We start from the raw sequence: 12,827 nt of genomic DNA on the forward strand, positions 1-12,827 counted from the left end.
CTATGTCTTGTGGTCAGTACCGGCCGGGCACGTGGAAATTGAATACAGAGGTGTCGAATTGGTTATACGCCTCATAATCCACCAATTCGTACAAACGCGCACGGGTGAGCATGTCGCCTACCTGTGCCTGCTGGGTCCCGTCGGCCTTGATGGCGTCGAGGGTCCGCTCTGCCGCGCCCATCGCGCTGCGCAGCAGGGTCACCGGATAGATCACCATGTTCACACCCACGGAGGACAGCTGGTCCGCGGTGAACAGGTCGCTCTTGCCGAACTCGGTCATGTTGGCCAGCACCGGCACGTCGACGGCGTCGCGGATGGCTGCGAATTCGTCCAGGGTCCTCATGGCTTCGGGGAAGATGGCGTCCGCGCCGGCGTCGACCAGGGCGCGGGCACGGTCCTGGGCCGCGGCCAGGCCGTCCACGGCCCTAATGTCGGTGCGCGCCATGATCAGGAAGTTCTGGTCCCGGCGGGCGTCGGCGGCGGCGCGGATCCGCTTGCTGGCGGTCTCCAGGTCCACCACGTTCTTGCCGTCCAGGTGGCCGCAGCGCTTGGGGTTGAACTGGTCCTCGATGTGGCAGCCGGCCAGGCCGGCGTTCTCCAGTTCCTGCACCGTGCGGGCCACGTTCATCGGCTCGCCGAAGCCGGTGTCGGCGTCCACCAAGGCCGGCAGGTCGGTCATCCGCGCGATCTGCCCGGCCCGGACAGCGACCTCGGTCAGCGTGGTCAGCCCGATGTCCGGCAGCCCCAGGTCGTTGGCCAGCACGGCGCCGGAGATGTACACGCCGTCGAACCCCTTCTCCTGGATCAGCCGCGCCGAGAGGGGATTGAACGTGCCGGGGAACTGCTGCAGCTTCCCGGAGGCCAGCCCTTCGCGCAGCGTCCGGCGCTTCTGCTCGGGGGTTGTCGCGGAGTAGAGCATTTAGAACAGCCCCTTCGGCCCGGCGGAGAGGTCGATGACGCCGTCGGCCGCCCGGATGTTCAGCTGGTCCAGCTCTCCGGCGGCCAGTTCGGGCAACCGCTCGACGGCGGCGAGGAACCGGTCGATTTCGGCATCGTCGACGATGCCCTTGGCCAGGGTGCGCAGCTTGTTCACATACTGTGCCCGGGCGAACGGGCGGGCGCCCAGCGGGTGGGCGTCGGCCACGGCGATCTCGTCGGCGATGACGGTCCCGTCGGTGAGCGTGATCTCCACCGAGCCGCCGAACGCCTTCTCGGCGATGTCCAGCGAATGGTAGCGGCGGGTCCACTCCGGGTCTTCCTCGGTGCTGACCTTCTGCCACAGCGCCACGGTGTCCGGCCGGGCCGCCCGTTCGGGGGCGTACGAATCAACGTGGTGCCAGGCGCCGTCCTGCAGGGCCACGGCGAAGATATACGGGATCGAGTGGTCCAGCGTCTCGCGGGACGCCGTGGGGCTGTACTTCTGCGGATCGTTCGCGCCGGAGCCGATCACGTAGTGCGTGTGGTGGCTGGTCCTGATCAGGACGGACTTCACGTTCTCCGCGTCGGTGGCTTCCGGATGCTCGCGGTGCAGCTTGCGGGCCAGGTCGATCCAGGCCTGGGCCTGGTACTCGGCGGAGTGTTCCTTGGTGTAGGTGTCCAGGATGGCGCGCTTGGGCTCGCCCGGGGCCGGCAGCGGCACGTCGTAGGAGGCGTCCGGCCCGTCCAGCAGCCAGGCGATGACGCCGTCCTCGCCCTCGTAGATCGGCACGGGTGAGGTCTGGCCGCGCATCGCCCGGTCCACTGCCTCCACCGCCATCTTGCCCGCGAAGGCCGGTGCGTGCGCCTTCCAGGTGGAGATCTCGCCCTTGCGCGACTGGCGCGTCGCCGTCGTCGTATGCAGCGCCTGGCCCACGGCTTGGAAGATGGTCTCCGTATCCAGGCCCAGCAGCGTGCCGATGCCCGCCGCGGCCGACGGGCCCAAATGGGCCACGTGATCGATCTTGTGCTTGTGCAGGCAGATGGCCTTGACCAGGTCCACCTGGATTTCGTAGCCGGTGGCGATGCCGCGGAGCAGGTCGCGGCCATTCGCGCCCACGTGCTGGGCCACCGCGAGGATGGGTGGGATGTTGTCCCCCGGGTGCGAGTAGTCGGCGGCCAGGAACGTGTCGTGGTAATCCAGTTCGCGCACGGCCACGCCGTTGGCCCAGGCCGCCCACTCCGGGGAGGTCTTCCCGGCGATGCCGAAGACCCCGGCACCGGCACCGCCGCCGGAGACCGGGTGGCTTAGCGCCTGCGCACGCGCGGCGACAATGGGGGAGCGGTTCAGCGACGCGATGGCAACCGAAGCGTTGTCGATGATCCGGTTGATCACCATCTCGGCCACGTCGGCGGAAACCTCCACCGGGTCGGTGGCCACGCGGGCGATCTTGTAGGCGAGCTGGTCCTCGCGGGGCAGGTTCTCTTCGCTGCGGTAGACGCGCACATGATGGTTGACGGTCATTCAAAATGTCCTCTCGGCTGGCAGGTCGGTCCGGTGTTTCGGATCGGTGGTCTTGAAGTGTTCCAGGCTCTGGTGAAGATGGATGCGGGTGGCGGCGGCCGCCACCTGGCTGTCGCCGTCGGCGATGGCGCCGGCGATGTTGGCGTGTTCGGCCGCCGAGGCCAGCAGGCGGGCCGGGTTGTCCCGTGCTAGCCGCCGGATCCTCACCAAGTGGACGCGCAGGTTGGCCATCGCCTGGCGGAGGTAGGTGTTGGCGGCGGCGTGGTCCACCGCGGCGTCCAGCCGGCCGACCAGCCGGTAGTAGGCCTGCGGGTCCGGAACGGCGCCGCGCATGGCCTCGGCCGCCGCGAGGAATTCCTGCTGCAGCCGCCGGAATTCGGCCGGTTCGCCGCGCCTGGCGGCCAAGGCCGTCGCCTGGCACTCCAGTGCCGTGCGCAGTTCGAAGAGCTCGGTGACGTTCTCCAGTGAAACGTCGGCGACGACGACGCCGCGTCCGGTGTGGGGCGTGGCCAGCCCTTCGGCGGTCAGCCGGCCCAGCGCCTCGCGGAGCGGCGTGCGGGAGATGCCCAGCCGGGCGGCCTGCTCAACCTCGGCCAGGACCGTGCCCGGGGGCAACCGCCATTCCACAATGTCCTCGCGCAGCGTCCAGTACGCCCGTTCGCCGGCACGCAAGTTCTGCTTCATGGCGCTAGTGTATACATAGCTGCGGGAAAAGCGGGACACATTGCGGAAAATGCTCGCTTCTGTATACATGTCGATCCGCCACCGCCGTCGTGCCTGCCCTTATTTCCCGACGGCGAAGGATAAACCTTAGACCTCTACTTGAAGCTAAAGGCTCGCCGATCATCAGCGGCCTGTCGATCGATAACGGGGCGGTCACTGTAACCTTGTCAGGAAGAAGAACGGCAGCGAAACGATGGAAGCTGGGTTAGATACGTGAGCAGCGAACAAGGTTCGACAACCACTCTGCGGCAAGCGGACGAGGATGTCCTGGGCCCGACCGGGCGGCCGCTGACCGAGTTCCCTGAACCGCCCGTCCTGACGTCCCACGGCCCCGCGCGCATCGTGGCAATGGTCAACCAAAAGGGCGGCGTCGGCAAGACCACGTCCACCATCAACCTCGGCGCCGCCTTGGCCGAGGTCGGCCGTAAGGTCCTGCTGGTCGACTTCGACCCGCAGGGCGCCCTGTCGGCCGGGCTTGGCACCAATCCGCATGAGCTGGACCTGACCGTCTACAACGTGCTGATGGACCGCAAGACCGACATCCGTGAGGCGATCCAGCCCACGGACGTGGAAAACATCGACCTGCTGCCGGCCAACATCGACCTCTCGGCCGCGGAAGTGCAGCTGGTCAACGAGGTGGCGCGCGAGCAGGTCCTGGCCCACGCGCTGCGCAAGGTCGAGGACGACTACGACGTCATCCTGATTGACTGCCAGCCCTCGCTGGGCCTGCTGACCGTCAACGCGCTCACCGCGGCCCACGGCGTGATCATTCCGCTCATCTGCGAGTTCTTCGCGCTGCGCGCGGTGGCGCTGTTGGTGGAGACCATCGAAAAGGTCCAGGACCGGCTGAACCCGCGCCTGCAGATCGACGGCGTGTTGGCCACCATGTACGACGCCCGCACCCTGCATAGCCGCGAGGTCATCGGCCGGTTGCTGGAAGCCTTCGGCGACAAGGTCTTCGAAACCGTGATCAAACGCACCATCAAGTTCGCCGACGCCACCGTCGCCGCGGAACCGATCACCAGCTACGCGGGCAACCACGCCGGCGCGACCGCCTACCGCGACTTGGCCAAGGAGCTCATCGCCCGCGGCGGCGCCCCCTGATGACGCCGGCGCCGGCGGGGACGGTGCCGGCAGGCGGCCTCCCGGCAGGGCAGGACACCGTGCCCGGCGTCCCGGACCAGGAGGGCGACCGGAAGCCGGCAGGCTTCGCCGTCACGCTGGACAACTTCAGCGGACCGTTCGATTTGTTGCTGGGACTGATCTCCAAGCACGAATTGGACATCACCGAAGTGGCGCTTGCCCGCGTCACGGACGAGTTCATCTCCTACATCCGCCGCCTCCAGGCCGATGGCAACGACAAGGCCCTGGACGAAGCCAGCGAGTTCCTCGTCATCGCGGCGACCCTGCTGGACCTCAAGGCCGCCCGGCTGCTGCCCACCGGCGAGGTGGAGGACGACGAGGACATCGCCCTGCTCGAGGCCCGGGACCTGCTCTTCGCCCGGCTGCTGCAGTACAAGGCCTTCAAGGAAATCGCGGCCCTGCTCGGCCAGCGCCTGGCCCGGGAGGCCGAACGATTCCCGAGGCAGGTCGCGCTGGAGCCGCAGTTCGCCGCGCTGCTGCCCGAGCTCGTCTGGCGCACGCCCCTGGCGGACTTTGCCGCCCTTGCGGCCAAAGCCCTGGAGCCCAAGGAGCCCGCGCCGACCCAAGTCGGGCTCTCGCACCTGCACGCGCCGCCGGTCAGCGTGAAGGAGCAGGCGGCGATCCTTGGGGCGCGACTGCAGGCAGGCCCGCCCCTGACGTTCCGGGCGCTCACCGACGACGCGGACGGCGCGCTGGTGGTGGTTGCCCGCTTCCTGGCGCTGTTGGAGATGTTCCGCGACGGCGTCATCGCCTTCAACCAGGTTGCGCCGCTCGGCGAGTTGACGGTCCATTGGACCGGGCCGGACGCGGAATGGACCGGCGCCAACCTCAGCGAGGAATATGACAACGCGCCGGCCGCGGACACGGCCGCGGACACAACGGAGGGACGCGATGACTGATCCGCAGGAGGAGACGGCGGGGCCCGAGGTCGATGTGGAACGGTTGCCGGGCGGTGCCCGGGCCGCGTTGGAAGCGGTCCTGATGGTTATCGACGAACCGGCCACCGATGTGGAATTGGCCACAGCGCTGGCCCTTCCGGTGGGCACCGTCCAGGCCCTGCTGCTGGACCTGCAGCGCGATTACGACGGCGGAGTCCGCTCCGAAGGGCGGCCCGCCGCGGAGCCGCGGGGCTTTGAGCTGCGCCACATCGCCGGCGGCTGGCGGATCTTCTCGCGCAGCGATTTCGCGCCGCTGGTGTCCCGTTTCGTGCTGGAAGGCCAGACCGCCCGGTTGACCCAGGCCGCATTGGAGACGCTGGCCGTCATCGCGTATCGGCAGCCGGTCTCGCGGGCCCGGGTTTCGGCGATCCGAGGGGTCAATGTCGATTCCGTGGTGCGCACGCTCACCCAGCGCGGCCTCATCGAGGATTCCGGCACCGATCCGGAGACCGGAGCCGTCCTGTACCGGACCACCTCTTATTTTCTGGAAAGATTGGGGATAGGAAGCATCGGCGAACTGCCGGAGATCGCCCCGCATCTGCCGGGACTGGAAAACCTGTCCGAGTACGACGACGCTTCGCTCTAGGCTGCCGGCCTCCGGCAGCAGCAGACCATTGCAGTAGTTTCCACGGGTAAGGATCCACCATGACACAACCGCCTCGTTCCGGCTCCGGACGGAACAACCCCCGCGGCGGAAAACGTCCCGGCGACGGCCGCCGTCCGGACGATGCCGAGCGCCGTCCCCAGGGCGGTTCCGCCCAGGGACGTGGCCGGCCCGGTCAGGGGACCGGCGGCGCCGGCCGGACCGGTGCCGGCAAGCCGGGCGGCGGCCGCTCCGGGGCGGCCGGACGGGACCAGGGCCGCAACGAGTTCGGCACGGGTCAGCCCGGTGCCCGCCGCGGCCCGGCCGAGCCCGGTGCGGCCAAGCACGGGAGTCGCAAGCCGTCGACGGCCGGCCCGGGCCAAGGAAAGCCGGCCAAACCGGCCGGCGGCAAGTCCGGCGGCAAGGCTGCGGGCAAGGCCGGCGCCGGCAAGTCACGCGGCGGGCAGCCGCAGCGTCCCGCCGGGCCGCGGCCCTTCGGGCGGGAGCGGTTCGGCCAGAACCTCGGACCGGTCAGGCGCCCGGACCGTCCCTCGCGGGCGGGAGCGGGGGCGGCCTCCGAGCTGCACGATCCCGAGGGCGTGCGCCTGCAGAAGGTGCTCGCCGGTGCGGGCGTGGCCTCCCGGCGGGTGTGCGAGGAATTGATCCAGGCCGGCCGGGTCGAGGTTGACGGCGTTATCGTGCGCGAACTTGGCGTGCGCGTCGACCCGTCCCGCGCGGTCATCCATGTGGACGGCATCCGCGTCCAGATGGATGAAACGCTGACGTACCTGGTCTTCAACAAGCCAAAGGGTGTTGTCTCCACCATGGAGGATCCGGAGGGACGCCCCTGCATCAGCGACTACCTCAAGCCGCAGCAGGGCCAGCGGCTGTTCCATGTGGGGCGGCTGGATCAGGCCACCGAAGGCCTGCTGCTGTTGACCAACGACGGCGAACTCGCCAACCGCCTCACCCATCCGTCCTACGAGGTACCCAAGACGTATCTGGTGCAGGTCCGCGGGCCGATGCCGCACGGTGTCGGGGCGCGGATGAAATCCGGGATCGAGCTGGAAGACGGCGTGTCCTCGGTCGATTCGTTCAAGCTGGTCGACTCGACGCCGGGACACGTCCTGGTGGAAGTCGTGCTGCATTCGGGCAAGAACCGCGTTGTGCGGCGGTTGTTTGACGCCGTCGGCCACCCCGTGGAACGGCTCGTCCGGATCCAGTTCGGCCCCATCCGGCTGGGCGACCAGCGACAGGGCAGCATCCGCGCCCTCGGCCGCCAGGAAGCAGGGCACCTGCTGGCCCTGGTGGGGATGTAGCCGGTGAACCCGGCACACGCGCAGGCAACCCACCTGTCCGGGCCGGTCCTGGTGATGGGAACCGGCCTGCTCGGAGCCAGCATCGGGCTCGGCCTGCGTGCCCGCGGCATCGACGTGCTGCTCTCGGACCCCTCGCCGTCGGCGCAGGCCGTGGCGCAGGATATCGGTGCGGGCCGGATCCTGCCTGCCGGCGAGAGGGTGGAGCCCCAGTTGGTCGTCGTCGCGGCGCCCCCGGACGTCACCGCCGCCGTCGTGTCGCGCGCGCTGCGCGACTACCCGGACGCCGTCGTCGTGGATATCGCGAGCGTCAAGACGGCCGTCTTCGAGGCACTGGCCAAGGACCCGGACCTGGCGGAGGCGGACCTGGGCCGCTACGTGGGTACCCACCCGATGGCGGGGCGGGAAAAATCCGGCCCCGTCGCCGCCCGCGGCGAGCTCTTCACGTCGATGCCGTGGGTCCTGTGCCCGTCGGAGTTGTCCTCGCCGGGGGCGGTGAAGACGGCGCACGCGCTGGCGATCGACCTAGGCGCGGTGGTCTCCCACATGTCGGCCGACGAACATGATGCCGCCGTGGCGTTGATCTCGCACCTGCCGCAAGTGATGTCCTCGCTGCTGGCCAGCCGGCTGCAGGACACCCCGGCGCATGCCTTGTCCCTTTCCGGCCAGGGCCTGCGCGACGTCACCCGGATTGCGGCCAGCGACCCGGCGTTATGGGTGCAGATCCTCGGCGCGAACGCGTCCCGGCTCGTGGACATCCTGTATGGCGTCCGCGAAGACCTGGAACGGCTGATCAGGACGCTTGAGCACCCCGAGGCCGACGGCGCCCGGTTGGACATGGCCAAGCTGATCAGCGAAGGCAACGCAGGCCAGGCGCGGATTCCCGGCAAGCACGGCGCTCCGCCGCAGGCGTTCGCATGGCTGACCGTCCTGGTCGACGACACACCGGGCCAAATCGCCCGCCTGCTGAGCGAGATCGGCGAGGTGGGCATCAACCTGGAAGACCTGCGCCTGGAGCACTCGGCGGGCCAGCCGGTGGGGCTGGCGGAGCTTGCCGTGCTGCCTAGCAAGCGGCACGAATTAATTGATTACTTGACCTCACGTGGATGGAAGGTTGTGCAATGAGCGCGGCGGAAGTGGATATGGCTCGTTACCGGCAGGGCAAGGCGCTGGTGGTTGCCATCGACGGGCCGTCCGGCTCCGGCAAGTCGTCCGTCAGCAAGGAAACCGCACGGCGGCTGCACGCGTCCTACCTCGACACCGGCGCCATGTACCGTGCCGTGACCTGGTACTGCGTCAACACCGGTGTGGACCTGGCGGATGCGGCGGCCGTCGAACAGGCCAGCAAGGACGTCGACCTGCAGATCAGCACCCACCCGGACGACGAATACGTGCGCATCGGCTCCACGGACATCACCGACGAAATCCGCAAGCCGTCAATCTCCGCCTCCGTGAGCGCCGTGGCCACGACGCTGGGGGCACGGGCCGAGCTGGTCCGGCGCCAGCAGCAGATCATCGCCGACTCCGGCCGTCGGATCGTTGCCGAGGGCCGCGACATCACCACGGTCGTCGCTCCCGACGCCGAGGTGCGGCTGCTGCTGACCGCCAGCGAAGAAGCAAGGCTGCGCCGGCGCGGCCTCCAGCTGGGCGGAACGCAGAGCGACGCCGACCTGCACGAGCAGGTGCTGGCCCGGGACGCCAAGGATTCGACCGTGGTGAACTTTTCCGAGGCCGCCGACGGCGTCTTCACGGTGGATTCGTCCGATCTGGATTTCGAACAAACCGTCGAAGCGGTGCTCGCCGTCGTCCGGCATGCCGCGCACTGAACCCGCCCGGAACGGCGGATCCACCGGTCCGGTGCGGCGGGGGCCGCGGTGGGGCAGGCCGGTCGGCAAGGTGCCGGACCAGTCGGCGTTCGGCTCCCCGCAGACCTGCCGGAGGCGGTCCTCGGTGTCCGGGCGTGTTTCAATTGACACTGCAGCCGAAGAGATCCGCCGGCAGTTGTCCGGCCATGTCCGGCACAGCGTGGCGTTCACCGGGCAGCCGCTTCCGGCCAACCACGCCCCCCGACGACAACCGGCTTGCTGCCTACCCAGAAGGAACAGACGATGAGTGACACCCAGCCCGGATCCTCCCCGGCGGATCGGCCGGCCGACGAGGAATACCGTCCGGCGGGCGAGGACCAGATCGCCGAGCACATGCTTGAGCTCGATGACGACGAAGCCGAGTTGCGCGCCGCGTCGCTGCGCGCCGGCCTGGCCGATTACGACCTTGACGACGAGGACGCCGCGCTGCTGGCGGCTGCAGGAGAACCCGTCCCCGACGACGAACCGCTCCGGGTGGCCCCGGTGCTGGCCATCGTCGGCCGGCCCAATGTGGGCAAGTCGACGCTGGTGAACAGGATCATTGGCCGGCGCGAGGCAGTCGTCGAAGACACCCCCGGCGTCACCCGCGACCGGGTCTCCTACTCGGCCCACTGGAACGGGCGCCCGTTCACCCTGGTGGACACCGGCGGCTGGGAGCATGACGCCCGCGGCATCCACGCCCGCGTCGCCGACCAGGCCGAAATCGCGGTGGACATGGCCGACGCCGTCCTGCTGGTCGTCGACGCCAACGTCGGGGCCACGGCCACGGATGAGGCCGTGGTAAAGATGCTGCGCCGCAAGAAGAAACCGGTCATCCTGGTGGCCAACAAGGTGGACGACCTGGCCCAGGAAGCCGAAGCCGCGGCCCTGTGGGGCCTCGGCTTCGGCGAGCCCTATCCCGTGTCGGCACTGCACGGCCGGGGAACGGCCGACATGCTCGATGCGGCCCTGGAGGTGCTGCCCGAATTCTCTGCCTACGGGGGACTCGAGCGCACGGGAGGCCCCCGGCGGGTCGCCCTGATCGGCCGCCCGAACGTCGGCAAATCGTCGCTGCTGAACAAGCTGGCCGGGAGCGAGCGGGTAGTGGTCGACACGATCGCCGGCACCACCCGCGATCCGGTCGACGAAATGATCGAACTGGGCGGACGGACGTGGCGCTTCGTTGACACGGCCGGGATCCGCCGCCGCGTGCACATGCAGCAAGGCGCGGACTTCTATGCTTCGCTCCGCACGCAGGCCGCGCTCGAAAAGGCGGAGGTCGCCGTCGTGCTGCTGGCCGTGGACGAGGTGCTCAGCGAGCAGGACGTGCGCATCCTGCAGCTCGCCATCGATTCCGGCCGGGCCCTGGTGCTTGCCTTCAACAAGTGGGACCTGCTGGACGACGACCGCCGCCGGTACCTCGAACGCGAGATCGAGCAGGACCTGGCCCACGTGGACTGGGCGCCCCGGGTGAACATCTCGGCCAAGACCGGCTGGCACAAGGACAGGCTGGTCCCGGCGCTGGACCGTGCCCTCGAGTCCTGGGACAAACGCATCCCCACCGGCCGCCTGAACGCCTTCCTGGGCGAACTGGTCGCGGCCCACCCGCACCCGGTACGCGGCGGCAAGCAGCCGCGCATTCTGTTCGGCACGCAGGCTTCCTCACGGCCGCCGAAGTTCGTGCTGTTCACCACCGGTTTCCTGGACCCCGGCTACCGCCGCTTCATTACGCGCCGGTTGCGTGAAACATTCGGCTTCGAAGGCACCCCGATCGAGGTCAGCATGCGGGTGCGCGAGAAGCGGTCCCGCAAGCACTGACCCGGGCCCCGCCGCCCGCGGTGGCGCCCGGTGGTCATGACGCAGGGAAAAATGCTGTACAGTATTTGAGGTGGTTCCGCCGGTTGCATGAAGGCGGAACTTCGGGTTGTGGCGCAGCTTGGTAGCGCACTTGACTGGGGGTCAAGGGGTCGCAGGTTCAAATCCTGTCAACCCGACAGCAAGGGATCCGGTCCGCGAGGACCGGGTCCCTTTTCCATTGGCTTGTGCAAGGCCCTGTATGCCTATACTTTCAGCGATGGCGGGGAACGGATCCTTGCCGGAGCAACTGGCCGTCCATGGTGCGAGAAAGGCAACCGATGAGCAATATTCCTGCCGACCTGAAGTACACAGCCGAGCATGAGTGGGTGGCTGCCGCCGAGGCCGAAGGCACGGTGCGCCTGGGTATCACCGACTTTGCGCAGGACGCCCTTGGCGATGTGGTCTACGTGCAGATGCCGGAAGCCGGCTCCTCCATCACCGCCAACGAGGTCATCGGCGAGGTGGAATCGACCAAGAGCGTCAGCGACATCTACGCTCCCGTCAGCGGTGAGGTCGCGGCCGTCAACGACGCCCTGGAAACCGACCCGGCCCTGATCAACTCCGATCCGTACGGGGAGGGGTGGCTGCTGGAGGTCAAGCTGTCGGATCCGGCGGCGCTGGAGACCTTGCTCAGTGCCCCGGAGTATGAACAGCAGGTAGGCTAGGAGCTACCGGAGCCACTCGACGGCCAACCGGTCCTGAACCGGTTGGCCGCTACATTTTTACGGGAGGAACTATTGATGGTGGGCGAAGCTCGCAACGCCACGGATAACGGGAACGGCGACAGCCGGAACCCGGAGGCGCACGCGGAAACCACATCCATCTTTTTGCCGCCGCAGACCCTGGCCCACGTCGCCAAACCGAGGCTCTCCCGCGAAGAGGAAGCATCGGTGATCGCGCTGCCGGCCGGGTCGGCGCTGCTGATAGCCCACGACGGCCCGAACGCCGGGGCCCGGTTCCTGCTGGACCAGGACGTCACCACCGCCGGCCGGCACCCGGAAGCGGACATCTTCCTTGACGACGTCACGGTGTCGCGGAAGCACGCGGAATTCCGCCGCTCCGGCGACGGCTTCATGGTGGTGGACTCCGGCAGCCTCAACGGCACCTACGTGAACAACGACCGTGTGGACAGCCTGCAGCTGCGGACAGGCAATGAGGTGCAGATTGGCAAGTTCCGCCTGACCTACTACGCAGGCACGGCGGCAAAGGGGCAGGGCTAACCCGTGCCCGGGTCCCAGCCAGCGCGGCGCACCCTCGGGCCGTCCCGGGAGGGGTACCGCAGCAGCGTCCTCAATATCGGCGAGGTGCTGCAACAGCTGACGGAGGATTTCCCGCAGATCACGGCCTCCAAGATCCGGTTTCTGGAAGAAAAGGGGCTGATCAGCCCCCAGCGGACGCCGGCCGGCTACCGGAAGTACACCGGCCAGGACGTAGAACGCCTCCGTTTCGTGCTGGCCCTGCAACGCGACCAGTACCTGCCGCTCAAGGTCATCAAGGATTATCTGGACGCGATCGATCGCGGCGAGCGGCCGGAGGCCCTGCCCGGCGGTATGACCCTGGCCCCCCGGATGGTCTCGGAGCCGCTGGCGGCAGAACTAAACGGACGCGGCCGGGCGCTCACCCGGGCCGAGCTCCTGCAGGCCAGCGGAGCGTCCACGGAACTCGTGGACGACCTTCTGGCCTACGGCCTGATCCACGCCCACGACGCCTGTTTCGACGAACACGCACTCAAGGTCGTGCGCGCCTGCAGGCAGCTGGGCAGCCATGGCATCGAACCTCGGCACCTCCGCCCGTTCCGGGCCGCCGCAGACCGCGAGGTCGGGCTGGTGGAGCGTGCGGTGGCCCCGCTGGCGTCCCGGCGCGACGTCGCCTCCCGGGCCCGCGCCGCCGAGGCGGCCAAGGAAATCAGCGATCTGTGCCTGAACCTGCATACGGCGCTGGTTCACGGGCACCTGGCCCAGATGGACCGCTGAACGGAGAAGC

General features: G+C 68.6%; 13 protein-coding genes and 1 tRNA gene. 11 read left to right on the top strand and 3 right to left on the bottom strand.

The genetic code is table 11. The features are described from left to right. Positions 1 to 13 precede the first annotated feature (13 nt). The 3 genes from prpB to AC5RVG_RS10210 are packed head-to-tail and all read right to left on the bottom strand — an operon-like array spanning position 14 to position 3,112. Positions 14 to 919, bottom strand: a complete 906-nt coding sequence (prpB, locus tag AC5RVG_RS10200; protein ID WP_494013791.1) for a methylisocitrate lyase — start codon at positions 917 to 919, stop codon at positions 14 to 16. Next, positions 920 to 2,440 (bottom strand): MmgE/PrpD family protein, encoded by a 1,521-nt coding sequence (locus AC5RVG_RS10205; protein WP_494013792.1) that lies wholly within the window; start codon positions 2,438 to 2,440, stop codon positions 920 to 922. It lies immediately after the preceding gene. Continuing rightward, positions 2,441 to 3,112, bottom strand: coding sequence for a GntR family transcriptional regulator (locus tag AC5RVG_RS10210; RefSeq protein ID WP_494001237.1), 672 nt, complete (start codon positions 3,110 to 3,112; stop codon positions 2,441 to 2,443). Between the two features lie 264 nt (positions 3,113 to 3,376). On the opposite strand from AC5RVG_RS10210, the gene AC5RVG_RS10215 reads away from it, so the two are divergent. From AC5RVG_RS10215 to ftsR, 11 genes are all read left to right on the top strand, one after another. Continuing rightward, positions 3,377 to 4,267 carry a ParA family protein gene (locus AC5RVG_RS10215; protein ID WP_493999437.1) on the top strand — a complete coding sequence of 297 codons (891 nt, stop codon included), beginning with the start codon at positions 3,377 to 3,379 and terminating at the stop codon, positions 4,265 to 4,267. Next, positions 4,267 to 5,205: a segregation and condensation protein A gene (locus AC5RVG_RS10220; RefSeq protein ID WP_494013793.1), complete on the top strand. Its 939-nt coding sequence runs from the start codon at positions 4,267 to 4,269 to the stop codon at positions 5,203 to 5,205. The genes AC5RVG_RS10215 and AC5RVG_RS10220 overlap by 1 nt, the downstream gene beginning before the upstream one ends. Next, positions 5,198 to 5,830, top strand: a complete 633-nt coding sequence (scpB, locus tag AC5RVG_RS10225; protein WP_494013794.1) for an SMC-Scp complex subunit ScpB — start codon at positions 5,198 to 5,200, stop codon at positions 5,828 to 5,830. The genes AC5RVG_RS10220 and scpB overlap by 8 nt, the downstream gene beginning before the upstream one ends. 59 nt (positions 5,831 to 5,889) lie before the next feature. Continuing rightward, positions 5,890 to 7,146: a pseudouridine synthase gene (locus AC5RVG_RS10230; RefSeq protein ID WP_494013795.1), complete on the top strand. Its 1,257-nt coding sequence runs from the start codon at positions 5,890 to 5,892 to the stop codon at positions 7,144 to 7,146. A 54-nt stretch (positions 7,147 to 7,200) separates the two neighbouring features. Then, positions 7,201 to 8,268, top strand: coding sequence for a prephenate dehydrogenase (locus AC5RVG_RS10235; protein ID WP_494014118.1), 1,068 nt, complete (start codon positions 7,201 to 7,203; stop codon positions 8,266 to 8,268). After that, positions 8,265 to 8,969, top strand: a complete 705-nt coding sequence (cmk, locus tag AC5RVG_RS10240; RefSeq protein ID WP_493999441.1) for a (d)CMP kinase — start codon at positions 8,265 to 8,267, stop codon at positions 8,967 to 8,969. Before AC5RVG_RS10235 ends, cmk begins: the two co-directional genes overlap by 4 nt. A gap of 282 nt (positions 8,970 to 9,251) precedes the next feature. Beyond that, positions 9,252 to 10,805 (top strand): ribosome biogenesis GTPase Der, encoded by a 1,554-nt coding sequence (der, locus tag AC5RVG_RS10245; protein ID WP_493999442.1) that lies wholly within the window; start codon positions 9,252 to 9,254, stop codon positions 10,803 to 10,805. A gap of 102 nt (positions 10,806 to 10,907) precedes the next feature. Continuing rightward, positions 10,908 to 10,981: transfer RNA gene (locus AC5RVG_RS10250), tRNA-Pro, on the top strand. A 141-nt stretch (positions 10,982 to 11,122) separates the two neighbouring features. After that, positions 11,123 to 11,509 (top strand): glycine cleavage system protein GcvH, encoded by a 387-nt coding sequence (gene gcvH / locus AC5RVG_RS10255; protein WP_493999443.1) that lies wholly within the window; start codon positions 11,123 to 11,125, stop codon positions 11,507 to 11,509. A gap of 75 nt (positions 11,510 to 11,584) precedes the next feature. Further along, a complete protein-coding gene (locus AC5RVG_RS10260) occupies positions 11,585 to 12,064 on the top strand; it encodes an FHA domain-containing protein (protein ID WP_493999444.1) in 480 nt (159 codons plus the stop codon). A gap of 3 nt (positions 12,065 to 12,067) precedes the next feature. Then, complete coding sequence (ftsR, locus tag AC5RVG_RS10265; protein WP_493977983.1) at positions 12,068 to 12,817, top strand: transcriptional regulator FtsR; 750 nt, start codon at positions 12,068 to 12,070, stop codon at positions 12,815 to 12,817. Positions 12,818 to 12,827: the final 10 nt, after the last annotated feature.

The organism is Arthrobacter senegalensis (assembly GCF_059091765.1).